This is a genomic window from Magnetospira sp. QH-2 (genome assembly GCF_000968135.1).
Taxonomy (GTDB): Bacteria; Pseudomonadota; Alphaproteobacteria; order Rhodospirillales; family Magnetospiraceae; genus Magnetospira.
Genome location: NZ_FO538765.1, coordinates 1,538,445 through 1,561,754, shown reverse-complemented (window position 1 = coordinate 1,561,754; position 23,310 = coordinate 1,538,445). Strand labels below are relative to the sequence as shown.

20 protein-coding genes and 2 tRNA genes are annotated in these 23,310 nt (G+C 59.3%); 9 read left to right on the top strand and 13 right to left on the bottom strand.

What is annotated here, in order from left to right:
* Positions 1-3 precede the first annotated feature (3 nt).
* The 6 genes from MGMAQ_RS07325 to MGMAQ_RS07300 form a co-directional block, all read right to left on the bottom strand.
* Complete coding sequence (locus tag MGMAQ_RS07325) at positions 4-717, bottom strand: hypothetical protein (RefSeq protein ID WP_046021020.1); 714 nt, start codon at positions 715-717, stop codon at positions 4-6.
* Complete coding sequence (locus MGMAQ_RS19470) at positions 714-2,618, bottom strand: PAS domain S-box protein (protein ID WP_052716219.1); 1,905 nt, start codon at positions 2,616-2,618, stop codon at positions 714-716. Before MGMAQ_RS19470 ends, MGMAQ_RS07325 begins: the two co-directional genes overlap by 4 nt.
* An 81-nt stretch (positions 2,619-2,699) precedes the next feature.
* Positions 2,700-3,455 carry a division plane positioning ATPase MipZ gene (locus tag MGMAQ_RS07315; RefSeq protein WP_046021019.1) on the bottom strand — a complete coding sequence of 252 codons (756 nt, stop codon included), beginning with the start codon at positions 3,453-3,455 and terminating at the stop codon, positions 2,700-2,702.
* Positions 3,452-5,512 carry a molybdopterin-dependent oxidoreductase gene (locus tag MGMAQ_RS07310; protein WP_046023080.1) on the bottom strand — a complete coding sequence of 687 codons (2,061 nt, stop codon included), beginning with the start codon at positions 5,510-5,512 and terminating at the stop codon, positions 3,452-3,454. Before MGMAQ_RS07310 ends, MGMAQ_RS07315 begins: the two co-directional genes overlap by 4 nt.
* Positions 5,513-5,560: 48 nt before the next feature.
* The gene (locus tag MGMAQ_RS07305; protein ID WP_046021018.1) at positions 5,561-6,523 is read right to left on the bottom strand and encodes a DUF3179 domain-containing protein; all 963 of its coding nucleotides are present in this window, start codon (positions 6,521-6,523) and stop codon (positions 5,561-5,563) included.
* A gap of 35 nt (positions 6,524-6,558) precedes the next feature.
* A complete protein-coding gene (locus MGMAQ_RS07300; protein WP_046021017.1) occupies positions 6,559-7,368 on the bottom strand; it encodes an ADP-ribosylglycohydrolase family protein in 810 nt (269 codons plus the stop codon).
* Positions 7,369-7,458: 90 nt separating this feature from the next.
* Here MGMAQ_RS07300 and MGMAQ_RS07295 point away from each other — a divergent pair, with 90 nt between their 5' ends.
* From MGMAQ_RS07295 to MGMAQ_RS21015, 4 genes are all read left to right on the top strand, one after another.
* The gene (locus MGMAQ_RS07295; RefSeq protein WP_046021016.1) at positions 7,459-7,842 is read left to right on the top strand and encodes a lysozyme inhibitor LprI family protein; all 384 of its coding nucleotides are present in this window, start codon (positions 7,459-7,461) and stop codon (positions 7,840-7,842) included.
* A gap of 104 nt (positions 7,843-7,946) precedes the next feature.
* Positions 7,947-8,306, top strand: a complete 360-nt coding sequence (locus MGMAQ_RS07290) for a group 1 truncated hemoglobin (protein WP_046021015.1) — start codon at positions 7,947-7,949, stop codon at positions 8,304-8,306.
* 10 nt (positions 8,307-8,316) lie between these two features.
* The gene (locus MGMAQ_RS07285) at positions 8,317-9,237 is read left to right on the top strand and encodes an adenylate/guanylate cyclase domain-containing protein (RefSeq protein WP_052716218.1); all 921 of its coding nucleotides are present in this window, start codon (positions 8,317-8,319) and stop codon (positions 9,235-9,237) included.
* The gene (locus MGMAQ_RS21015; RefSeq protein ID WP_158498806.1) at positions 9,197-9,361 is read left to right on the top strand and encodes a hypothetical protein; all 165 of its coding nucleotides are present in this window, start codon (positions 9,197-9,199) and stop codon (positions 9,359-9,361) included. Before MGMAQ_RS07285 ends, MGMAQ_RS21015 begins: the two co-directional genes overlap by 41 nt.
* Positions 9,362-9,584: 223 nt before the next feature.
* Here MGMAQ_RS21015 and MGMAQ_RS07280 read toward each other — a convergent pair whose 3' ends face one another.
* The 5 genes from MGMAQ_RS07280 to MGMAQ_RS07260 all read right to left on the bottom strand — a co-directional run bounded on the left by MGMAQ_RS07280 (position 9,585) and on the right by MGMAQ_RS07260 (position 15,879).
* Complete coding sequence (locus tag MGMAQ_RS07280; RefSeq protein WP_148560887.1) at positions 9,585-12,347, bottom strand: valine--tRNA ligase; 2,763 nt, start codon at positions 12,345-12,347, stop codon at positions 9,585-9,587.
* A 75-nt stretch (positions 12,348-12,422) separates the two neighbouring features.
* Entirely contained in the window at positions 12,423-13,160 is a 738-nt protein-coding gene (locus tag MGMAQ_RS07275; RefSeq protein WP_052716217.1) for a DUF2497 domain-containing protein, read from the bottom strand.
* Between the two features lie 45 nt (positions 13,161-13,205).
* Positions 13,206-14,600, bottom strand: coding sequence for a TolC family outer membrane protein (locus MGMAQ_RS07270; protein WP_046021014.1), 1,395 nt, complete (start codon positions 14,598-14,600; stop codon positions 13,206-13,208).
* 208 nt (positions 14,601-14,808) lie between these two features.
* Positions 14,809-15,141, bottom strand: coding sequence for a rhodanese-like domain-containing protein (locus MGMAQ_RS07265; RefSeq protein WP_046021013.1), 333 nt, complete (start codon positions 15,139-15,141; stop codon positions 14,809-14,811).
* An 84-nt stretch (positions 15,142-15,225) separates the two neighbouring features.
* Positions 15,226-15,879: a protein-L-isoaspartate O-methyltransferase gene (locus tag MGMAQ_RS07260; RefSeq protein ID WP_046021012.1), complete on the bottom strand. Its 654-nt coding sequence runs from the start codon at positions 15,877-15,879 to the stop codon at positions 15,226-15,228.
* A 233-nt stretch (positions 15,880-16,112) separates the two neighbouring features.
* Here MGMAQ_RS07260 and MGMAQ_RS07255 point away from each other — a divergent pair.
* The 5 genes from MGMAQ_RS07255 (at position 16,113) to MGMAQ_RS19465 (ending at position 21,668) form a co-directional block, all read left to right on the top strand.
* Positions 16,113-16,187, top strand: a tRNA-Asn gene (locus MGMAQ_RS07255).
* Between the two features lie 23 nt (positions 16,188-16,210).
* Positions 16,211-16,284: transfer RNA gene (locus MGMAQ_RS07250), tRNA-Cys, on the top strand.
* Between the two features lie 212 nt (positions 16,285-16,496).
* Positions 16,497-19,181 carry a bifunctional acetate--CoA ligase family protein/GNAT family N-acetyltransferase gene (locus MGMAQ_RS07245; protein WP_046021011.1) on the top strand — a complete coding sequence of 895 codons (2,685 nt, stop codon included), beginning with the start codon at positions 16,497-16,499 and terminating at the stop codon, positions 19,179-19,181.
* Between the two features lie 258 nt (positions 19,182-19,439).
* Positions 19,440-20,741, top strand: a complete 1,302-nt coding sequence (locus tag MGMAQ_RS07240; protein ID WP_052716216.1) for a TolC family outer membrane protein — start codon at positions 19,440-19,442, stop codon at positions 20,739-20,741.
* Between the two features lie 135 nt (positions 20,742-20,876).
* The gene (locus MGMAQ_RS19465; protein WP_052716215.1) at positions 20,877-21,668 is read left to right on the top strand and encodes a hypothetical protein; all 792 of its coding nucleotides are present in this window, start codon (positions 20,877-20,879) and stop codon (positions 21,666-21,668) included.
* Here MGMAQ_RS19465 and MGMAQ_RS07230 read toward each other — a convergent pair.
* Together MGMAQ_RS07230 and MGMAQ_RS07225 are read right to left on the bottom strand one after the other, a co-directional pair.
* Complete coding sequence (locus MGMAQ_RS07230) at positions 21,662-22,327, bottom strand: DUF6064 family protein (protein WP_046021010.1); 666 nt, start codon at positions 22,325-22,327, stop codon at positions 21,662-21,664. The two genes, MGMAQ_RS19465 and MGMAQ_RS07230, sit on opposite strands and share 7 nt — an antisense overlap.
* Complete coding sequence (locus MGMAQ_RS07225; protein ID WP_046021009.1) at positions 22,328-23,284, bottom strand: aldo/keto reductase; 957 nt, start codon at positions 23,282-23,284, stop codon at positions 22,328-22,330.
* Between the last annotated feature and the right edge of the window lie 26 nt (positions 23,285-23,310).

Below are 23,310 nucleotides of genomic sequence, written 5' to 3'. Positions count from 1 at the left end.
GCCTCAGTCCCTCGAACCGCCGAAAGACCGAGTCAGGCGCAGCATTTCACCGCCCTCCACCTTGGCCAAATCATCAAGAGCGCGGTGGCCGCCGGCAGCAAAGATCGCCACGGCCTTGAGCAGGTCCGCCAGCATGCGCGGGCTGTTGGGGTCGAATTCCAGACTCGCCCCGCCGGTCAGCTTGGCCACTTGATCGAATCCGAAGGCCGCCACCGGATCGGCTCCCTCGCGAAACAAGAAAGCGGGCACGCCGAGCACGCCCAATTTTCCGGCCACGTCTCCCAAGGCGTCCACATCTTCCTCCAAGCAATCCCCGACGAAAACCAGGGCGTTCACAGATCCCGCCTCGGCCTGATTGACCGCATGGCGCAAGACCTTTCGGATTTGCGTGCCTCCCGCCAGGCAGGAGACCTTGGACATCATATGGGCCAACCTGGTCGGATCGGCAAGCCACGGACTGGCTTTGAACTCGCCAAATCCGCGATAAAAGACCAACTGTATCTCCAGACCGCCCACTTGTTCGGCGGCCTTGAACATCTCGGCTTGGATGGAAACCGCCCGGTCCCAGGTCGGTTGACGGCTGGCGGTGGCATCCATGGCGAACATCAGACGCCCCAGCGCCCCATCCGAGCGCCGTTGCGGCACCGAGGACAAATGATCAAGAAAGCTTTCCACCGAGCCTCCCCCGGGATGGGAGTCGGGAACCTTGGCACTCATTTTCCCGCCTCCACAGCATGATAAACCGGCAGGGTAAAGTGAAAGGTCGATCCCCGACCGGGTTCGGATGTCACCCAGATGGTTCCTTCGTGGCGTTCCACGATACGCTTGCAGACCGCCAGTCCAATCCCGTTGCCCGCGAACTCTCCCGGGGCATGGAGACGGCGGAAAATACCGAACACGGACTCCAAATGCGGTTCATCAATGCCGATGCCGTTGTCCGCGACGGAGATGATCCATTTGTCGGTGCGCCGGGCTGGAGATATCTGGACCTGTGGAATCCGGTCTTCAGGTGTGTATTTCAACGCATTGTCGATCAGGTTCTGGAAAAGGCGGACCAACTGCCCTTGATCACCGCACACCACCGGAAGATCATCCGCTGAAACCTCAGCCCCTCGGTCCTGGATGGCCAGTCGCAGGGTTGTCAACGCGCTGTCCACCACGTCGTTTAGAGATACCGCGTCCATCGGCTGGCCTTGCGTGGAGACACGGGAGTAATCGAGCAGATCCCGGATCAACCCGTCCATGCGCCCGGCTCCTTCGACGGCATGGTCCAGATACTCTCGACCATTCTCGTCCAATTGCCCCCCATCATGCCGCGACAACAGTTTCAAATAGCTGGAAATCATGCGGAGGGGGGCCTGGAGGTCGTGGGAAGCCACATAGGCGAACTGTTGTAGTTCTTGATTGGAGCGGCGCAGTTCCATATCGATGGCTTTGCGCCGCCCGATATCCCGGAACACCAAAACCGCGCCGGTCAAGGTTCCTCCCTCGATGATCGGCGCACAAACATATTCTACCGGGAAAGAGGCCCCATCGCCGCGCCAAAAGGTCTCGTCTTCCGCCCGCATGACACGACCGTCCGCCAAGGTTTCCAAAAGAGCACAGCGTTGGCTCGCCTTGGGTTGCGCCCGCTCGTCCTCGGGCGCTTCACAAATCAGATGGGAGAATGGCTGGTTCACAAGAGCCGCTTCGCTGCGCCCAAAGGCCTTGCAGGCCGCCGGATTGACGAAGCCAATGCAGCCATCCGCCTCCAGCCCGACAATCCCCTCGCCCGCCGCCGAGAGGATTTGTCGATTGCGCAGATTAAGCGCCCGGTTTACTTGCTCCATTTCCACCAGTTCGGTGACATCGTTCCCCGAACTAAGGATTCCGGTGATCCGGCCGACGCCATCGCGCACAAAGATATTGTGCCACTCAATGATCCGCCTTTCCCCTGATTTGGTCATAACGGCGTTGCGGTAATGGGGGGCGCTCATCTCGCTGCGCTCGATCATGGCGCGGTACATATCCCGGACAATCGAGCGTTCCGTTTCGGGAATCAGATCAAACCATTCTTTGTTAAGCAGCTCCAGTTCCTCATATCCGAGGATCTCCCTGGCCATACGGTTGGCCATGGTCAGCCGCCCATTGGGATCCAAGGCGATGAGCATGACTCCGGCCACATGCAGGTATTCCTCGGCCTTGCGTTTTTCCTCCATCAAGGCTTTTTCGATTTTCTGGCGCGCCGCGATCTCCCGTTGCTGTTGCGTGATCAGAGCCTCATTTTCCATTTGTTCGGCAAAAAGAGTCGGCAAGAACCTGCGCAGCAGAACGAACAGAACCAACAGGGCCGCGCCAAGATTGACCAGCTTTGGGATGACAATGAAATGCGGCTTATCGAGAACTTCTCCCAGCCAATAAGGGAAGATCCCGACGTCCGCGCTACGGTTGACCCCGAAATAGATGCTTTCAAACAATGTCCTAAAGGCATCGATGGTGAGGATAATCAGCAGCAGCTTGACCGTCCGCCCCACCTTGGCCTGCTTGCGCAAATGACGCATGTACAGACCCAAGATGGCCGCCCACAGGATGACCAGCAACAGATAGTTCGTATAGGTCAGGGTGGATAGTAGACTCACGCGATCCTCTCTGGAGGGGAATCCTTACGGGATACTCCGTTCATTCTACTTAAGTTGTACAAATAGGCTACCGTCCGGTGGTTAGAGATTCAAAGCTTCCACAATCGCCCGTACTTCCTGCCGCGCGGCAACATGCGACAGGGTCAGGTTTCCTTCTTGGGATTCTTTCAAATCAAGCAGGGTCAGACCCTTGGGGAACAGCTCTCGAAAGATCACCCGCTCGCCGAAGCCCGGAACTTGGCGAAAGCCCAGCCGCTTCTCCAGGCCCTCCAGAATACGGCCCACGTCGCGTTTGTTTCGGGCATCCAGATGACTAAGCCGGTTGCGCAGCAAGATCCAATCGATGGGATTGCCACGGGCCATGGCCCGCCGCTTGCGCTGCTCCCAAACCATCTCGGCATAGTGGCTCAGACCCAGCACCTTGTGGGCATCGGCGGACACGCGGGCCAGCACATCCAGATCAATGAAACTGTCATTGAGCGGCGTGATCAGGGTATCCGCATGGGCATGGGCGAGGCGCGAAATCTCCGTATCATGGCCCGGGCAGTCCACCAGCACCACGTCATGCTCGGCGGCGAGGCCTGTCAGGTCGGCCTCGAAATCGCTGTCCTCGGTTAGCCGCACATGGGTCGGTAAAGGCAGAGGCAGGCCATTGGCTTCGGTAAAGGCGGCCCGGTTTTCCAGATAGCGGCTCAGCGTTCCCTGACGCAGATCGGCATCCAGCGTCGCCACGGATTTACCCAGACGCAAGAGGGAGACCACCAGATGGACCGCCGTGGTCGACTTGCCACTGCCGCCCTTTTCGTTGCCAAGTACGATGATATGCGCCTTGCTCATGCCAGTTTTTCCACCTTGATTGCAATGTCGTGAAAGGCCGCGCCGCCAGCCGGAGGAACGGGATCGGAGCCGACCAGTGTATTGATCCCCCGACCATCCTCGAAGGCTGACGCGGGCCAGATGCTTTCCACCACCACCACACCTTGTTGCAGGCCGTCGAACGGCTTGGCGTGAAGTGTTACCTCGCCTCGTTTGTTACTTAGCCGCACCCGGCTCCCCTCCTCCAATGACAAGACCGCACAGTCTTCGGGATGGATGAGCAACGTCGGGCGTTTTTCAGCCTTGCGGCTGGTTTCGGTCTCGCTAAAGGAGCTGTTGAGAAAATTGCGTGCCGGGGCGGTCACCAATCGGAATGGATGACTGTCGTCGGTTTTCTCTAACACATCCATATGATCGGGCAGGCGCGGCATGGCCGCATGGTCGGGTCCGATCTCATCCCATTTGGGGGCAAACCGAAACTTGCCGTCTGGATGTCCGAATCCGTTGAGAAAATGGCCATCTTCAAAGGATTCCCGGCAATCGACCCAACGGTCTTTGGTCACACCATCCAAGCCATTTTGTTGTCCGGAATCCTTGAGCACCAAGTCCGCCAGGTCTTCGGCACTCATGGCGTTGGAGGGATGGTCCGCGCCCAATCGGGATAACAGACCGCCGATGACCCGGTGATTGCTGCGGCTCTCGCCCACCGGCTCGATAATCTGTCTCGAAGCCTGCAAATAGCAATGCCCGTAGGAAGTATAGATATCGTCATGCTCGACGAAGCTGGTGGCGGGCAGGACGATATCAGCCATTTTTGCCGTATCGGTCAAGAATTGTTCGTGGACACAGAGGAACAGGTCCTCCCGCGCCAGTCCCGCTCGGACCTTGTCCAGTTCAGGCGCCACCGCCGCCGGATTGACGTTCTGCATCAACATGGCGGTAACCGGCGGGCCGCCACATAAGGCTTCGGTATCCCCCAACAACACATCGCCGATACGGCTCATATCCAAGATCCGCGCCGGTTTGTCCGGTTGATCCAGACCCTCGACCCGGTCGACGTTGAGGGAGAACGCCGCGCCGCTGCTCATCAGCAGCCCGCCGCCCTTGTGCTGCCAAGCGCCGGTGATGGCTGGCAGGCAGGTCACCGCGTGCAAATTGGCGGCGCCGTTGCGTTGGCGGGTGAAGCCGTTGCCGAGACGCAGGAAGCTCTTCTTGGTCCGTCCATAGAGTTGGGCGAAGGCCTCGATCTCGGTCGCTTCGAGGCCGGTGATCGCCGCCGCCCACTCAGGCGAGCGGCTTTCCAGATGGCGTTCCAGATCCGCCGGAAAATCGGTCATCCGCTCCAGGTACTCCCGGTCCGCCAATCCATCGCGGAACAGCACATGCATCGTCGCACAGGCCAGGGCGCCGTCGGTGCCGGGTCGCGGCATCAGGTGCATGTCCGACAAAGCCGCGGTGCGGGTGCGGTAGGGATCGACGGTCACAAGGGGCGCGCCCCTTTCCTTTTTCGCCGCCAGGGCCAACTGCATGGCCTGAATCTGCGTGGAAACCGGATTGGTGCCCCAAAAGACCGCCAGGTCACATTCGGCCATCTCCAGGCCGTCAATGCCCTTGCCGATCCCCAGTCCGGCATTCAGCCCGGCGCCGCTCACCGAGGCACAGATGGTCCGCGCCATCTGCGAATAGCCCATCAACCGGCGCAGTCGCAGGATGCCCTTCCTCTGAATGATCCCCATGGTGCCGGCGTAGAAATAGGGCCAGACCGATTCCGGCCCTTGGGTCTCGCTGGCCTTTTGGAAAGCCGCCGCGACGGTATCCAGGGCCACGTCCCAGGAAATGGGCTCGAAGGCGCCCTCCCCCTTGGGTCCAACACGCTTCAGCGGCTCGGTCAGCCGGTCGGGATGATGGGTCCGCTCGCGATAGCGGTTGACCTTGGCGCAGAGCACGCCGTCCGTATAGGGATTGTCCACGGCGCCGCGTACCCGGCCGATTTCCGTCGGTTCCAAGCGCTCCACTTCCAAGGCGCAGGCGCTGGGACAATCGTGGGGGCATACGGCGGGAACGAAATCTCCGGTCATGGTCCGCTCCTTCATCAGAATCGGCGCGGACGGTACCATGATTTCCAGTTATCGAGTGGTGATTTTCGCATCTGGATGAAAGGCATGAAAGGCAAAGGCAAAGGCCACGTGATAAGGCACGTCCTGCCAACCCTCCGCGCGCCGCATCTCGACCACCACCGAACCCACGTCGCGGCCCTCGGCGATGGTCTTGGAATCCAGGGCCGAATTCTGCCCCGGATTCCACCTGAGCCGAAAATCACCGTCGGTCAGTTGGCCTTTTTCGCGGATCAATGCCAGACTCCAGGCCCGGTCTCCCACCGCCACCACCCGGGCCAAAGGCTCAATCCCATCGGGCATCTCGCCGTCATAGAGCCAGGGTCGATCAAGAGTGTCATAACCCGCATAGGCATTGCGTCCGTAATCCCGGGCGCGGGGATTCTCCGGGACCAGTACTTTGCCGAATGGATGACGCTTGCGGAATTGGTCGAAGGATTCCAGCCGCGCGGGCAGAATCTTCAGTTTCTTGCCAGTCATCTTGCCGACGATTCCTTCGCCGACGAACTGCTGCCACCAGGATTCGGTCTGGCGGTCGTACATCACCAGGTCGGAATGACGCAGCTTGCCGGTCGTGCCGAAATCCAGTTCCCGCCCCTCCAGCCGGCGATCGAAAACGATCCCGGAATTGCACAGGGGACAGAAGGTCACCGCCACCGGCGTAGTCCCCACCGTGTCATTGACAATCTCGTGCCACATGAGGATGCGCAGAGGATAGGCCCGGGCGTCCCCGTTGAGCTTCAGACCAATGACCGGCTCGGTCCCCGGCAATCCCCGCACCGCCGAAACATTGACGAAATGGGGCCGATCAATGGCCGGAATACCATCCTTGGGCGGCCCGCCGGAGCGGATCTCTTTGTAATCAATGGAATATCTGGTGAAATCCGTGCGTGGCCATTCGCCTTTCCAGGCCAAAGGATCGGCCAGGGCGGGTGAGACCAACAATAGCACCATCAGGGCAATGATCATGGGCATGGGGCATCCTACCCCATTCCGCCGGTCACGGGGCTTCAAGACGACGTGAACAGGGAGCGAAGGCGGCGGCCAAGGGTGGGACGCCCGTATCGAGCGATAAACCGGTCAACAACGCGGGCCAGGTCCTTGTCCAGTCGTGCCCGAACTTCCTGGCCAACCTCCTTGGGCAGCCCGTACAGGCACTCCGCAACTCCCCCGGCCATGCAGGCGAGCGTATCGGCATCGCCCCCCAGAGAGACAGCGTTGCGCACCGCCTGCTCATAGCTTTCCGCTTCCAAGGCACAAACCAGGGCCTGGGGCACGCTGCCCTGGCAGGTCACATCATAGCCGTAGTCGGTGCGAATGGCGGCGACACTGGTCGAGAGGTCGTAGCCGAATTTTTTTTGGATCCGGGCACGGATGGATTTCTTGTTCGTGCCATCCCGGGCCATCCATAGGGCCAGGGCCACCGCCTGCGCCCCTTTGATGCCTTCAGGGTGACCATGACTGGGCCTGGCCGACTCTCGGGCCAGCGTCAGGCATTGCCTATCGGTCTTGGCAATCCAGGCCACCGGCGAGACCCGCATCGCCGATCCGTTTCCATAGCTGTTCAGCGGCGGGGCCTCATCAGCCTGAGCCCAGGTTTGGAACCGGTCGCCGTATCCAGCGTCAGGATAGCGTCGGGCCCAGCGGCGAAGACAGGGCCCCACTGTGCCACCCGACAACAGCCAATCAGCCACCGCGATGGTCATCACCGTGTCGTCGGTATAAGTCGATTCCTTTTTGAACAGCGGAAAACCATCTGGCGGCGGGTCGGCATACTCGTAAATCGAGCCGATCATATCACCGGCAATGGCACCGAGCATAACGGGCCTTTCAAGTCATTCACAAGTGGATGTCCTGGTGGGTTCCATTGTGTCATATTTCCAGCCTGACGCCAGCCAGGGAGTGAAAGAATGGCGCCGATTAAATACCAGATCCTATTGATGTTCGCGATTCTGGTTTTCATGACGGAAGGCTTGGCTCGCGCTGCGGATTCTTGCGCCGAATCCTATGCCCCGGTGGCGCGGTTGCAATGCGCCATGGATCAGCTAAGCGAGGCCGAGAACACCATGGAGGCCCTATGGGGTCGCGTAATCGCGACATCCAGCGAACAGGAGCGTACCTACCATCGTCACGCCCAGGCTGCCTGGGAGGCCTATCGAGAAGCTCACTGCCTGGCTCTGATTCCGGCCGGAGGAACGGAAGCGGGGCCCAGTCTTGCCTTTTGTCGCCTGATGCAAACCGAGCGACGTATCGAAGACCTGCGACAGGCCGTGAGCAGTCCCGAGTCTCCTTGATTATTTCCCTGAGATAAATAGTCGGACATGATATGATCGGCGGGTCAAATACCACCGGCCTGACAGGCGCCGCCGACTCATTTCATCAATGGAGACACGACTCTATGTCTCGATCCCTGTTTCAACGCTGCGGCGGATTTGCCGCCGTCAACAAGGTTGTCATGGATTTTTATGACCGCATGCTGGACTCGGAAAAGGCCGGAGATTTTTTCGAAGACGTGGACATGCCGAAACTGATCGATCATCAGACCAAGTTCATTTCATCCCTGCTTGGTGGCCCGGCCTCGTTCACGGACGAGCAACTCCGCCGCGCCCACAAGGGCCTGGAAATCGACGAAGAAAGCTTCAAGGAAATGGTCGAGATCCTCTGTGCAACCCTGGCCGACCACGGCTTCGAATCGTCGGACGTGGCCGCCATCCGCTCCGAGATGGAAACGCGAAAAAACCTCGTGGTCATGGTCTAAGGGACCGGCAATGGATATCAGCCAATTCGGTGAGCAACTTCTGCAGACAGTCCGAATCGGACTGGCGATAGTCGATGCCGATACCCTGGACCCAATATTGTTGAACGAACACTATAAGACCTGGTTTCAGGTCACCGACGAGGCACCGCTGGGTCAACTGCCCAACCAAGTAGATCTGGCGAACCTGCTCAGTGGCATCGAGCCCGGTAGCGACAAGGAAATTCCCGTCGAAATCAAGGTCCGCCGTCGGGTGCTTAACTTGATCCTGCACATTTCCCGCGTCCCTTCGGGGCCGCCCGATATCCTTTTGATCGAGGTCCATAACGCCACGCGCATCAAGGAATTGGAATCGATGATCGAATCCTATTCCAAGATGGTCGAGCGCAACGAGCGGGACCTGCAAAGGGAAAAGGAACGGGCCGAGAAACTGCTGCTCAACATCATGCCCAAAACGGTGTTCGAGGAACTGAAGGAATTCGGCGTCACGGCCCCACAGCGCTACGAAGAGGCCTCGGTGCTGATGCTCGATTTCGTCTCCTTTACCGAGATGGATATCGCCGACGACCCGGCGGCCATGGTCTCGGAACTGAACGATATTTTCACCAATTTCGACCGCATCGTCGAGCAATTCGGCTGCGAGCGGATCAAGACGGTGGGCGACGCCTATATGGCCGTTTCCGGCCTGCCCGAGCCCACGCCGGACCATGCCTCGAACATTGCCCGGGCTGCCCTGCTCTTCCAGCGCTACATTGAAAAACGCAACAAGACCCATGCCAATGCCTGGTTGGCCCGCATCGGCATCGCCAGCGGTCCGGTGATCGGGTCCATCGTCGGGGTTCACAAATATGTCTACGACGTGTTCGGCCCTGGCGGTGAATCTGGCGGCGCGCATGGAACGTCGCAGTCCGCCCATGCATATCACCGTCTGTGATCCCATGGCCGATGCCATCGGTGGCGAATTCCGCCTGACCGAAAAAGGCGACGAGGAAATCAAGGGATTCGGCACTCGAACCCTCTATTCCCTCGACGCCACCATGAGCGGCCATTTCGACTGAGGCACTCCGCCCCTCAAACCTTTCGCGCTTAATATGACCCATTGTGATGGTCTCCGGTGAGTCGAACCGCCAGGAAAGGTCCTGAAAGCGATACGGCGCATCGGTGAGGGAGCTTGACGCCGCGGGCGGCCACCGGAGACCACCGGAGACCACCCTGCGGGCCACTCCTGCCCCTAAATCAAAATAATTCGGTCACAATGGGTCATATGAAACACGAAAGACTTTAAAGCGCCCCTTGGAGCATTTCCAACGCCTCGGCCAATTTGCTCCGAGCGGCACGGGCTTCCTCGCGTCGCTCCTTTTCGGTCTCCACCACCTCCGGCGGTGCCTTGGCCAGAAAACCCGGGTTGGCCAGCTTCTTGTCGGCTTTGGTGATATCGCCGTTGAGCTTGGCCATTTCCTTTTCCAGCCGCGCCTTTTCCTGCGCCACATCGATGACACTGGCCAGGGGCAAGACGATGGTCGATTCGTCGAGCACCGCCTGAACAGAACCGTCGGGAACGTCACCCTCCAAGGTCTCGATCTTCTCCAGCCGCGCCAGCCGCTCAATCAGGTCCCGGTGGGTCGCCAAGCGTGCCTGGGAGCCGTCGTCGGCATTGCGTAATAGGGCATCGATCTTGGCCCCGGCGGGCACGTTCATTTCCGAACGCACAGCGCGGATGCTGGTCACCAAGCGCACCACCCAATCCATCTCAGCAGCCACCTCGGCGTTGATCAAATCCCCACCAAGCTGCGGCCATTTCCCGGTTACCAGGCTATAAGGACGGTCTTCTGCCAGTTGCCGCCACAACTCCTCGGTCACGAACGGCATGATCGGATGAAGCAGGTGCAACAGGTTATCCAGCACCCAGGCGGTGGTGGCGCGGGTCTCGGCGCGAGCCGCCTCGTCGTCGCCTTGCAACACCGGCTTGGCGAATTCCAAATGCCAGTCGCAGAAAGTGCCCCAGGTGAACTGATAGAGTGCTCCGGCCACCTCGTTGAAGCGATAGCCGTCAAGGGCCGCCTCCACATCCCGTTGACATTCCGCCAACTTGCCGATGATCCATTTGTTGAGGGTCATGGAGCAGGACCGGGGATCGAAATCGGCCACCGGCTTGCATTCATTCATCTCGCAGAATCGCGCGGCATTCCACAGCTTGGTGACGAAGTTGCGATAGCCCTCGACCCGGCTTTCCGACAGCTTCACGTCACGCCCCTGGGCGGCGAAGGCCGTCAGGGTGAAACGCATGGCGTCGGCGCCGTATTTCTCTGCCAGCACCAACGGATCGATGACATTGCCCTTGGACTTGGACATCTTCTGGCCCTTCTCGTCGCGGACCAGGGCATGGATGTACACCGTGTGAAAGGGCACGTCCTTCATGAAGTGCAGGCCCATCATCATCATCCGGGCAACCCAAAAGAAGATGATGTCGAAACCGGTGATCAGCACATCGGTGGGATAATACTTCGCCAGTTCCGGCGTCTTATCCGGCCAGCCCAGTGTCGAGAACGGCCAGAGGGCGGAACTGAACCAGGTGTCCAGAACGTCCGTTTCCCGCTGCAATTCGACCGGATGACCGTAATGTTTTTCGGCCGCCGCGTGGGCCTCTTCCTCGGTCAGTTCGACGAAAATGGTTTCATCGGGGCCGAACCAGGCGGGGATTTGATGGCCCCACCAGATTTGCCGAGAGATGCACCAGGGCTGAATGTTGCGCATCCACTCGAAGTAAGTCTTTTCCCAGTTTTTCGGTACGAAGACAGTCTTGCCCTGCTCCACCGCCTCGATGGCTGGCTTGGCCAGCACTTCGGCGCGGACAAACCACTGGTCGGTCAAAAACGGTTCGATGACCACTCCGGAGCGGTCCCCATAGGGCACCGTCATGGGGTTTTCCTCGATCTTGTCGAGCAGTCCCAGGCGCTCCATGTCCTTGAGAATGACGTCCCGGGCCTCGAAACGATCCAGACCGCGCAGGTGGTCGGGCAGCCGCTCGGTGAGTTGATTGCCGTCATCACCCTTTTCCGCCAACACGGTCATGGCGCCGGTCTCGGTTTCCGCCCAGCGCCAGATTTCCAGGTCGTCAGCACGAATGCCGGCTTCCCGATCAAGCACATTGATGACCAACAGCTTGGCCCTTTTGCCGACCTCGAAATCGTTAAAATCATGGGCCGGGGTGATCTTCACCGCGCCGGAGCCCTTTTCCGGATCGGCATAGTCATCGGCAATAATCGGAATGCGCCGGTTGACGATGGGCAACAGCACGTCCTTGCCCACCAGATCCGTATAGCGTTCGTCGTCGGGATGCACGGCCACCGCCGTATCGCCGAGCATGGTCTCGGGGCGGGTGGTGCCGACGATGATATGGCGGCTGGGGTCATCGGCCAGCGGATACTTGAAGTACCACATGGTGCCTTGCACCTCGCGCTGTTCCACTTCCAGGTCGGAAATGGCCGTATGCAACAGCGGATCCCAGTTAACTAGACGCTTGTCACGATAGATCAAGTCTTCCTTGTGCAGTTGCACGAACACCTTGCGCACAGCGCGGGACAGGCCCTCGTCCATGGTGAAGCGTTCGCGCTCCCAATCACAGGACGCCCCAAGGCTGCGCAACTGGCCGGTAATGGTCCCGCCGGATTCGGCCTTCCATTTCCAGATCCGTTCGATGAACTTCTCGCGTCCCAGGTCATGGCGAGTCAGCTTTTCCTTTTCCATCTGCCGCTCGACCACCATCTGGGTGGCGATGCCCGCATGGTCGGTGCCCGGCTGCCAAAGCACATCGCCGCCGGTCATGCGCTTGTAGCGGATCAGGATGTCCTGCATGGTATTGTTGAGCGCATGGCCCATGTGCAGGCTGCCGGTCACGTTGGGCGGCGGGATGACGATGGCATAGGGATCGCCTAGGCCACCTTCTTCGCCATGTACCCGATTGCAGCGGAACGCGCCACCGGACTCCCACTCTTCATAGAGCCGTTTTTCGACATCTTCGGGACGGTAATTCTTTTCCAACATGGCCAGCTTACCCCAAAAAAAAGACAGCGCCCCCAATCCGCACCGGGGACGCTGTCTGAAATACCTTGTTCCGCCTTATCGGTCCAGCCGTTCGGCGCGATTGATCATGTGATCGATTTCCTTTTTGACCAAGCGCTCGATCAGGTAGGGCAGATTTTCATCCAACCATTCCTTGAGCAGCGGCCTGAGGATCTCGCGGACCAGACCTTCGAGGGTCAGATCGCGGGAACCGACGGCCACGTCGCGCTTGCTCAACAACTCGCGGGCCAAGTCGGCCAGGGCATCGGTGGAACGGTGCTGGGTCTGATTGGAAACGATCCCGGGTGACGGCGCCACCATGGACGGCGTCAGTTCCAACACATCCGGTGCCGCCGCGGGCGGTGGAGGCGGAGGGGGTGCCACGGGCTCGGGTTCCGGTTCAAACACCGGTTCCGGTTCCGGCTCTGGTTCCGGCTCGGGCTCGGGCTCGGGCTCGGGTTCCGGCTCCGGTTCGAATTCCTCAACCGGATCGTCATCGAAATCGATCTCGGCATCGTCTCCAGACGAATCGAACAGCGCATCCAGGTCATCCTGTGACAGCTCTGACTCTTCCGGTTCCGGCTCGGGCTCTGGCTCCGGTTCGGGCTCTGGCTCTGGTTCCGGCTCGGGCTCGGGTTCCGGTTCAGCCTCTGGCTCCGGTTCGGCTTCGGGCGCGGCTTCAACAGCCTCTTCCGCGCCTTCTTCCTCCTCACCATCTTCAGAGAGGATACGACGGATGGAAGAGAGAATATCCTCCATCGACGGTTCTTGTTGGGCGGTGTCCTCTTCGCTCATCGGATTCTCTCAGTTCCCAGTTCGGACGGACACACAGCCACGGGGTTACTCCCCGGTGACAGTCCCCGCCCCTTCGCCATCACCAGTGCTTGTGCCGCCAAACCACTTGTCGCGCACTTCTTCATAGTGCGACTTGGGATCGTACGACGTCACCGGCAGCCCCAGTCCCGCGACCGTCATCTGACCGACAGCCGCCTTCAAATTAAATACCGCCACCATCTCGTTGCGTTGCGCCCGTACCAGAGAAACCTTGGCGTCAAGCAATTCCTGCTCGGCATCCAAGACATCCAGAACGGTTCGGGAGCCGACGGTTGCCTCCCGTTGCACGCCGTCCAAGGCCACTTCGGCGGCATTGATCTGCGCTTCGATGGATTTGATCCGGGCCCGCCCGGAAGTCAGCTCTTCCCAGGCCTGGGCAGCGCTCTCAATGGCGTCGCGGCGGGCCTGTTCCAAATTCATGCGTTGTTGGCTGGCTTCCTGGCGCGCGGCGCGCAGCCGGGAGTAAACCGAACCGGATTGATATAGCGGTACGGACAGCGAGACAACGGCATCCACATTGCTATTGGCCGAGGTCTCGGAAGATGAATCCAGGGACCGACTGGCCGTGCTCGAGAACGTTACCGTCGGCAGCAATTCACCTTTGATAAGATCAATATTATGGCCCGCGGCAACCTCGTCATAAATCACTGACAAAACAGACGGATTGGCTTTCAATGCCATATCGATGGCACTATCCCGGCTCTCGGGCAAACCACTGATGACCGGCGGATTATCCAAGCCATCGGGCATTTGACCGATCACATTGGCAAAGTTGGCACGCGAGACTTCCAGGTCACCCTCGGCCTGAATTCGATCCGCGGTGGAACCGGACAACCGCGCTTCGGCCTGGCTTACATCGGTACGGGTAATTTCACCGACCCGGAATCGATCCTGGGTGGCTTCCAGTTGCCGCTGCAGCACTTTTTCATTGCTGATATTGAGCTCCAACACCGCCTGGTCACGCAGGACGTTGAGATAGGCGGTCGCCGCGTCGAGCAGGATGTTTTGTTCCTGAACCGTCAAGTCCGCCCGCTCGCCCAGCACCTGAGCCTCGGCCTGGTTGGTCTGGGCGATGGTTCGTCCACCACGATAAAGGTTTTGCGAAAGAGTCGCGCTGACGCTCTTTGGCGATCGATATTGGTCGCGCTGGGTACCGGAACGCGAATTCAACGTATCTCGTTCCACACCTGCGCTGGCACTCACGGAAACCGTCGGCCGCCAATTGGAGATCGCCTGCGAGACCAATTCGTCCGATGCCCGCAGGCTCGCCTGCTGCGACTTCAAGGTTGGGTTATTGCCATAGGCCGTCACCAGCGCCTCTTCCAGCGTCATAGCGGATGCCGATACCCCCTGGGTCGCGAGACCCAGCGCAATCGCCAACACCACCGGAAACCGTTTCATTCTGCCTACTCCCACTCGCACCGAGCGCCGCTCGCGACTCGTGCCGACCAATCCCAAATGTCGAACCCCCGAAAACCGAAGGCAGACTCCTCAGCGGAGATTAGCCGCACCGACGTTCGATTACAATAGAACCAAGTACTTGATGAACGGTTAAAATTTCGTTAGATGCCGGACGTTGCCATAAGGTCACCAACCACAGGCCACTCCATCAATAGGTGGCGCAGTTACGGTCCACCTGCCGGGCCCAGGCATCAATGCCGCCCTGCAAGTTGATGGCATTGTCGATTCCCGAATGACGCAACCATTGGGTTGCGTGCAGGCTGCGGACGCCGTGGTGACACATCACCACCATCGGCTTGTCGCGTGGTAACTCCGCCACGCGCTCCGGCAGGTTACGCATGGAGATTCTTAAGCTGTCATCAAAACCGCAAATGGCGGTTTCCCAGGGCTCGCGAATGTCGAGAATGCAAATCTCTTCACCGTCGTCCAGCAACTGCTTGAGGTTATGTACGTCAATATTGAACGGAACCGATTGGTCCAAGGCACGTCTTCCTTATTGATCAAGCAGTCGCGCGGGGGCCCCAAAGGGTTCCCGTGAGCGCGACCGATCGTAGCGTCTTATATTCTATAAATGGAATATGGGGGACTTGGCCATCCCCGGCAAGGGGGGAATCCCGATATCGAACAGATCCCGCTTGGAGACCAATCCATTGCTCCGCGTGGCCAGGGTGGCACGACCCAAACCGGCAACAGTCCCCACAACAGCAATCAGCCGCCCGCCTTCGGCGAGTTGCTCAAGGAGGACCGAGGGGATTTCATCCACCATGCCTTCGACGAAGATCACATCATAGGGCCCCTGCTTGGCGGCCCCCTGTGACAGATCGCCTTCCACCACGGCCACCGTATCGACCCCTTGCGTTTCCAAAACCTTGGTGGCCTGGGCCGCCAGATCCGGATCGCTTTCCACGGCCACGACCGTTGACGCCAAGCGGGCCAGCACAGCGGCGCCGTACCCGAGACCGCAGCCAATATCGAGCACCACATCGCCTGACTGCACCGAGGCTGCCTGAAGCATGCGGGCAAGAGCCATGGGCTCCATGATACCCCGACCTCCGCCAAGCGAGATGCTCTCGTCCATATAGGCGACTTCACGAGCCCGTTCGGGCACGAAGTCCTCCCGCGCCACGTTTTCCATCGCCTCGATGACCAGCGAGTCCGTGACCCGGTTGGTCAGAACCTGGTTGTCTACCATATTCCGGCGCGCGACCGCGAAATCCATGATTACTGCCCTCGTCTCCTTGGGTTGGAACAAGGCTTTATAATCCTCATGCCGGAGGATGACAACGCCTGTCGCGGCGCGACCGAGCTGAGACCGCGAAACAGCGGCGCCACCCCATCGATTTTTGCGCAAACAGGCGCTTGACCATCCCCTTTTCAGCCTCTATGTTCCGTGCCCTGTCGCCTCGTGGACAAGGTGCCAACCAAAGTTCACGCGCTGGCAGGATGGGATAATCCGGTGTAGCTCAATGGTAGAGCATGCGGCTGTTAACCGCAGGGTTGTAGGTTCGAGTCCTACCGCCGGAGCCAATCCTCTCAAAGGCACCCCGGATGGCGCGGTGGCGGAGTGGCTACGCAGCGGCCTGCAAAGCCGTGAACACCGGTTCGAGTCCGGTCCGCGCCTCCAGCCTTCACCTTTCCCTCTTAAAACAAACCGTTTCGGTTCATAAATGACCCTCCGAAAGCGAATGCGAGCATTTTATTTCGCAGATGCAAAATAATTTTAAATAATATTTTCTTGTTATTACCGCATGCCTTCCGGGATTGATGTTGCGTTGCACAATAGCGGCCGATATACTATATCCAGAGTCTCCTTCTGTGAAATATCGGCGGTTTGTAATGACAACAAAGAATCTCGAACAATTATTCAAACCCACCTCGGTTGCCGTCATCGGCGCTTCGAATCGGGAAGGTTCGGTAGGCGCCCGGGTCATGACCAACCTTCTTCAAGCGGGCTTCAAGGGACCGATCATGCCGGTCAACCCGAAGAGTTCAGCGGTTGCAGGCGTCCTGGCCTATCCTGATGTGGAAAGCCTGCCGATGGTGCCTGATTTGGGTATTGTCCTCACACCGGCTCCGGCGGTCCCCGACGTCATTGACCAGTTGGGCCAGATCGGCACCCGAGCCGCCGTGGTCGTGGCGGCGGGCATGTCCGGCACGCCTTCCCCGGACGCCCCGGACAAGACCCTGCAAGACGCAATGCTAGACAAGGCTGATCGCTATGGCATGCGCTTATTGGGGCCCAATTGCATCGGAATGCTTGTCCCGGGCGTCGGCCTCAATGCCAGCTTCTCCCATTTGCCCGCGAAACCGGGCAAAATTGCCTTTGTCTCCCAATCCGGCGCCCTTTGTACGGCCGTGCTCGATTGGGCCTATGCCCATGATATCGGCTTTTCGCACTTCGTCTCGTTGGGCGATTGTGCCGACGTGGATTTCGGTGATGTGATCGACTATCTCGGCAGCGACCCTCATACCCATGCCATCCTGCTCTACATCGAATCAATCCACAAACGACGCGATTTCATGTCCGCCGGTCGGGCGGCGGCCCGCAATAAGCCGATCATTGTCATCAAATCCGGTCGGGTGGCCGAGGGCGCCCAGGCGGCGGCCTCCCATACCGGCGCCCTCGCCGGAGCCGATGATGTCTATGACGCCGCTTTCAAACGGGCAGGCATGCTGCGGGTGGACGATATCGGCGAGATCTTCGCGGCGGTGGAAACCCTGGCCCGCGCCCGCAAGATGAAGGGCGAGCGGTTGGCTGTATTGACCAACGGGGGTGGTATCGGCGTGTTGGCGGTGGATGACCTGATCCGGTCTGGTGGCCGCATGGCCAAACTGAGCGACGAAACCCTGGCAAAACTCGACGAAGTCCTCCCGACCACCTGGTCTCATGGCAATCCGGTGGATATCATTGGCGACGCCCCCGGCTCGCGCTATGCCGACGCGTCACGCATCCTGTGCCAGGCCAAGGAGGTGGACGCCTTGTTGGTGATGCATGCGCCGACCGCCACGGCGGATAGCATCGAAGCAGCCCGCGCGGTGGTCGATGTGGCCAAGGAAACCAAGGCCAACGTGCTGACCAACTGGGTCGGAGAACAAGCCGTGGCCCCGGCCCGCAAGGTCTTTTCCGAAGAAGGCATCCCAACCTATGCGACGCCGAGCCGAGCCGTCGCGGCGTTCATGCATATGGTCAATTACCGCCGCAATCAGGAAACCCTGATGGAAATGCCCACATCGGCGCCCGAAGAGTTCAAACCAGCCACCGCCGCCGCGCGATTGGTGGTGGAAAACGTGCTGGCCAATGGTCATCGCATCCTCACCGAGCCGGAGGCCAAGGCCGTTCTGGCGGCCTATGGGATTCCCACCGTGGAAACCCATGTGGCCCCGGACGTAGACGGCGCGGTTTCCATTGCCCGACGCATGGGATTCCCGGTCGCCATCAAGATCCTGTCGCCGGATATTTCCCACAAATCCGACGTGGGGGGCGTGGACCTGCATCTGGACTCACCGGAAGCGGTTCGCGGGGCGGCGGAAAACATGCTGGCACGAATCAGCGAACGCATACCGGACGCCAAGATTCATGGATTCTCCGTGCAACAGATGGCCATCCGCCCGGGGGCCCATGAGCTGATCATCGGCGTCAGCACCGATCCGATCTTTGGCCCCGTGTTATTGTTCGGGCAAGGCGGAACGGCTGTCGAGGTGATCGGTGACCGTGCCATCGCCCTGCCCCCCTTGAACACCAATCTGGCCCAAGACCTGATTTCCCGGACACGCATCTCCAAACTGCTCAAGGGCTACCGGGATCGGCCAAGCGTCAACATGGATGCCTTGTGCCTAGTCCTGATGCAGATCTCGCAGATTGCCGTGGATATCCCTGAGATCGTCGAGTTGGATATCAACCCTTTGCTCTCGGATGAAAACGGCGTGCTGGCCCTGGACGCTCGAATCCGGGTTCAGGCCGATACCGGCGACCAAAGCCAACGGCTGGCCATCCGTCCCTACCCCAAGAACCTGGAAGAGGAATTCCAGTTGCGCGGCGGCCCCAAAGTCCTGCTGCGGCCGATCCGCCCGGAGGATGAGCCCGAACACCACGAGTTCATTTCCAAGCTGTCGCCCGAGGACATCCGATTCCGCTTTTTTGGACAGGTGGACAGCCTGCCCCATTCACAGATGGCGCGCCTGACCCAGATCGACTACGACCGGGAAATGGCCTTCATCGCCAGTTGCAACAAGGAAAGCGGTCACGGCCATGAGACCCTGGGCGTCGTGCGCACGGTGACCGACCCCAACAACGAACGGGCCGAATTCGCCATTGTGGTGCGCTCGGATCTCAAGGGACAGAAACTCGGTTGGAAGCTGCTCGACAAGATGATCAACTATTGCCGGGCCCGGGGCACCCGCGAAATCGTCGGTCAGGTGATGCTGCAGAACAAACGCATGCTGGAACTGACGGAGCGCATGGGCTTCAAACGACGCAACATCCAAGACGAAGGCGTCGCCGAGCTGACACTGGTCCTTTAAAGGCGCGGAATATCACGAAATCAAATGGGCTGTTGCATAATCGCCACAGCCCATTCCTGCCTCCAAAACACCTCGGCTGGTTTTCTCAAGCGACTATAAAGAAAAGGAAAAAACAGGCTGAGTCGGTGTGAGACGAGAGTCAATTTCACGCGAACCCCGAACCGGGTGTGTCGCATTAGCTTTTGACGTAACCCATTGCCTTGATTAGATTGAAAGCGTGCACTTGAGATTACTCTAAGAATACTGAGGGGGCCCACCTTGAATAGCGTTCGTCGCACCCTGGCCGGTTTGTCCGTGCTGTCGTGCCTTTTGGCCACCACCGCCGTGGTGGCGGCCCCTCTGAACGTGGAACTCAAGGACCTTGTCACCAAGCATCCCAAGGTGTTGGGCGCGACCAAGACGGTGACTTCTTCCGATCAAGCGTTGCAGGCCGCTCTCGGTGGATACTACCCGACCATTGCCCTGACCGGCACCTACGGCTTCGAGCATATCAACAACCCTACCCGGCGCTCCACGAATCAGGATCCTTGGGATCTGCCACGCCAGGAAGCGGGTATCACTGTCACCCAAAAGCTATTTGATAAAAGCCTCCCCGCGTCCGTCCGGTCGGCTCGCTATACCCTTTTGAATTCCGGAATTGAGGCGGAACGGACCACTCAGGAAACCATTCTTGAAGGCATCAAGGCTTATGTGGATGTGCTCAAACTGAGCCAACTGGTATCGATTGCCCAATCCAACGTTGCCACCATCCAGGAACAAGCGGAACTGGAAGATGAACGCGTACAGCGTGGATCCGGCATCTCTTTGGATGTCCTGAGGGCCAAGTCCCATCTGAAGGACGCTCGCCGCCGTCTGGTCGAGTTTCAGAGATTGCAGGAAGAGGCCTTCGCCAAGTTCTATCAGACTTTCGATAAGGCTCCCGAGATCGGTACCATGATCGACCCGGAACCGCCACTTGATCTGCTGCCACCAACGTTGGAAGAAGCCATCGACATTGCTCAGGGCGAAAACCCCTCGGTGTCCTCAGGCAACGCCCAGATCGAAATCGCGGCTGAAAATAAAACGACCCAGGCCGCTGCCTACCTGCCTACGGTCAATCTGGTCGGTGCCGCCAATTACGAGAAAGACAACAACGTTGTAATTGGCATCCGGCGCGACATCTCGGTCATGGTGGAAGCCAGTTGGGAAGTCTTCAATGGGTTTGCCACCCGCGCCCGCGTGGCCGGGGCCGCCGCCGATTACGGCGCTGCCAAGGACAATCTCGACTATGTGATTCGCAAGGTCGAGGAGCAGGTGAAGATTGCCTGGCACGAACTACAGACATCCCGCGAGCGTCTTGAAATTCTCGACAATGCGGTTGTCATCGCCCAGGAAGTTTTCGATTCCACCCGCGAGTTGCGCGAGGAAGGGGCCGAGGATGTATTGAATGTGCTGGATGCCGAGCGCGACGTCTATCTGGCGCAATTGGAAAAGGTGATCGCCAACTACGATACCAAGATGGCGGTCTATAACCTGCTCTATGGCATGGGTCGCCTGACCATGCAGAACCTGGACAACTAACCCGCCCCCAGATACCTGTTTGATCGAAACACTCCGTCTCTCAAGGCGAGCCTGCCCCATTCGGATGCTCCTATTGACATTAATCGCAATAGGCACAATCCTATTTAGCGAAATGTTGCGAGGGGGGGGCATGGAATGCGTGTATTAAAGCCGTTCTTGGCTGTGGCACTGCTACAAGCTGGCGGTTGCGCCAGTATTGTCAGCGACAATGATTCTACCACTTACATCCGTTCCAAGCCGGCCCAAGCGGCCTGTGATCTGAGTGGGCACAATTTCCAACGCTCCATTGTCACGCCGAGCAGCGTGACCATGCCGGCCAATGCCGCACCCGTGACCATCGCTTGCCAAGCCGACGGATACCAGATGACCACCGCCCAATTGGATACTTCCATGGATGGCTGGATATTCGGCAATCTAATTTTCGGTGGCATCATCGGGGCCGCCATTGATCTGGGCCGGGGAGCTGGTCAGATCTATCCCACCGAATTCGACGTCGCGCTCCATGAGGTGCCGGGCCCCGGTGAAACCTGGCACTCGCCCGATCAGGCGCCCACCACGACGCCAAAGGATGCAGGAACCCCCTTAGCAGAAACCAGTGCCACCGCGCCCCTGTCCTCCACGACCGGCATATCCCCGATGACCACGCCCAAGGGCCATTTCGCCAGCCTGGAAGCCCGCGATACGTTTTTCGATAAAAAACGTTTCGAGGTGGCTTGGCGATGGGAACAGGCTTTTCGGGACCTCAATCGCAATTGCCAGGAAAAGCGTTTCTCCCAGAAAGCCTGCATGGCTGATCTGCGCATCGCCGAAGCCCGCCGTGACAGGGAAATGCAGGACGTGGAAATGGACCGGCTACGGGCCGGGGTGAACGGTTTATTCGCAGACCTGCCCCCTTCCAAATCCGCCCGGCAACAAGGGGTTTATTGAGCTGATTGCGTTGGTCTTTTTAGGGCGGGAATGATTTGCCCCCCAAGGATAACGCCCCCCCAAAGTAGGGCACCGGCCGGAAGAAGCAGGTCGGGATAGAGAGGCAGGGACCAGGCTTCCATCGCGGTGAATACCGCCCACAGACTCGGTAGGACTCCGGGAATGACCCCCAGTCTTGGTGAATGCAGCACCAGAACGCCGAATGTCAGCAATGTGGTCGGAAGCGGCGCCACCCCCACGATGGGCATGGCCGCCCAACCAAATGGCCCCCAAGCCGCAGCGAGACTGTATCCCAAGGCCCCCAAGAGTATAACGATCCAACCGGCGACGCTTTGCCAGGTATGGACCGGCGCCGTCGAACGCGCCGATAGTGTCACCGCGACCCACAACAGGATGGCCGATTGAACCAGGAACAACGCCCCGATCCAGACGCCTCCCCAGGATAATTCAGACATCCACAACCAATGAAACGCTCCGCCGGTCACAGCCCATCCGACCGCCAGGCCAACAAGCATCATCCGCAGCCCTCGCAGGCCACCCTTGTAAAGCAGCCCCGTCAAAAGGACCGCGATGATTGGAGCAACAACCCCTGCTGGCCACAAGGTTTCATTGTAGCGCCCGAAGAGGCTGACAAGGACCTCGACCGTATAGGGAACCACCTACAGATCTTCCATATGGCGGATCATGCGCTTGCGCATTTGAGCGCTCGGCAGACGGCCAACCCCGGCCCCCATGTTCTCACCCATATGATCCACCTGTGACGTGGCGGGAATGGCGCAGGTAAGTGCGGGGTGGGAAATCACGAATTTCAGGAAGAACTGGGCCCAATTGGTGCAATCGAACTCGGATGCCCAGGCAGGCAAAGCATTGCCCTCGACAAAGTCGAACAGGCTCCCTCGATCAAAGGGCCGGTTGGCAATCACTGCGATTTTCCGCTCCGCAGCCAAAGGCAACAGCCGGTCTTCCACCTCGCGGTCCATGATATTGTAGGTCAACTGCACGAAGTCGATGGGCTGGGTCTCCATGATTTGTGCCAGCTCATCATGGCGCCGCCCGTGGGATGTGGTGATCCCCACATACCGCAAGCGCCCCTCTGCCTTCATGGCAAACAGGGTTTGCAGATGAATCTCCCAATCCAGCAGATTGTGGACCTGCATCAGGTCAAATCGGTCGACGCCCCAGAGAGTTCGAGAGGTTTCCATTTCGGCGATTCCCCGGTCCCGGCCCCGGGTCCAGACCTTGGTCGCCGAGAGGAGTGGTGGCTCCCCCTTCAGCTGTCGAAGGCCCCAGCCGATAACCTCTTCCGACGATCCATACATGGGCGAAGAATCGATCATCCCTCCGCCCAACTGGAAAAAGGTCCGAAGAACTTCAAGACGCTTGCGGCGCAGGTTTTCGTCGCGGCCCACATTGAAGGTTCGCCAACTGCCCATGCCGATCATCGGTATCGGCTCGCCGCTGGATGGAATGGCGCGGGTCAACGGCGCGGCGGGCGCGCCAAGGGTCATGGTCCGCGGCAAGGTGACGCCGGCCACCGTCAACAGACCGCCAGCCAAAAAGCGGCGGCGTGTGAGCAGTCTCCGCCAAGCGGGCGCGTTCCCTGACCGCAAACTCATCGGCACTATCCTCCTACCAAGCGGAA

Bases quoted from the DNA above. Each gene is read 5' to 3' on its own strand.
- MGMAQ_RS07285 (WP_052716218.1), top strand. From the start codon at position 8,317: ATGGATATCAGCCAATTCGGTGAGCAACTTCTGCAGACAGTCCGAATC.
- MGMAQ_RS07325 (WP_046021020.1), bottom strand. From the start codon at position 717: ATGAGTGCCAAGGTTCCCGACTCCCATCCCGGGGGAGGCTCGGTGGAA.
- MGMAQ_RS07290 (WP_046021015.1), top strand. From the start codon at position 7,947: ATGTCTCGATCCCTGTTTCAACGCTGCGGCGGATTTGCCGCCGTCAAC.
- MGMAQ_RS21015 (WP_158498806.1), top strand. From the start codon at position 9,197: ATGGAACGTCGCAGTCCGCCCATGCATATCACCGTCTGTGATCCCATG.
- MGMAQ_RS07225 (WP_046021009.1), bottom strand. From the start codon at position 23,284: ATGAGTTTGCGGTCAGGGAACGCGCCCGCTTGGCGGAGACTGCTCACA.
- MGMAQ_RS07275 (WP_052716217.1), bottom strand. From the start codon at position 13,160: ATGAGCGAAGAGGACACCGCCCAACAAGAACCGTCGATGGAGGATATT.
- MGMAQ_RS07245 (WP_046021011.1), top strand. From the start codon at position 16,497: ATGACAACAAAGAATCTCGAACAATTATTCAAACCCACCTCGGTTGCC.
- MGMAQ_RS07260 (WP_046021012.1), bottom strand. From the start codon at position 15,879: ATGGATTTCGCGGTCGCGCGCCGGAATATGGTAGACAACCAGGTTCTG.
- MGMAQ_RS07315 (WP_046021019.1), bottom strand. From the start codon at position 3,455: ATGAGCAAGGCGCATATCATCGTACTTGGCAACGAAAAGGGCGGCAGT.
- MGMAQ_RS07280 (WP_148560887.1), bottom strand. From the start codon at position 12,347: ATGTTGGAAAAGAATTACCGTCCCGAAGATGTCGAAAAACGGCTCTAT.
- MGMAQ_RS07310 (WP_046023080.1), bottom strand. From the start codon at position 5,512: ATGACCGGAGATTTCGTTCCCGCCGTATGCCCCCACGATTGTCCCAGC.
- MGMAQ_RS07270 (WP_046021014.1), bottom strand. From the start codon at position 14,600: ATGAAACGGTTTCCGGTGGTGTTGGCGATTGCGCTGGGTCTCGCGACC.
- MGMAQ_RS07305 (WP_046021018.1), bottom strand. From the start codon at position 6,523: ATGCCCATGATCATTGCCCTGATGGTGCTATTGTTGGTCTCACCCGCC.
- MGMAQ_RS07295 (WP_046021016.1), top strand. From the start codon at position 7,459: ATGGCGCCGATTAAATACCAGATCCTATTGATGTTCGCGATTCTGGTT.
- MGMAQ_RS19465 (WP_052716215.1), top strand. From the start codon at position 20,877: ATGCGTGTATTAAAGCCGTTCTTGGCTGTGGCACTGCTACAAGCTGGC.
- MGMAQ_RS07300 (WP_046021017.1), bottom strand. From the start codon at position 7,368: ATGCTCGGTGCCATTGCCGGTGATATGATCGGCTCGATTTACGAGTAT.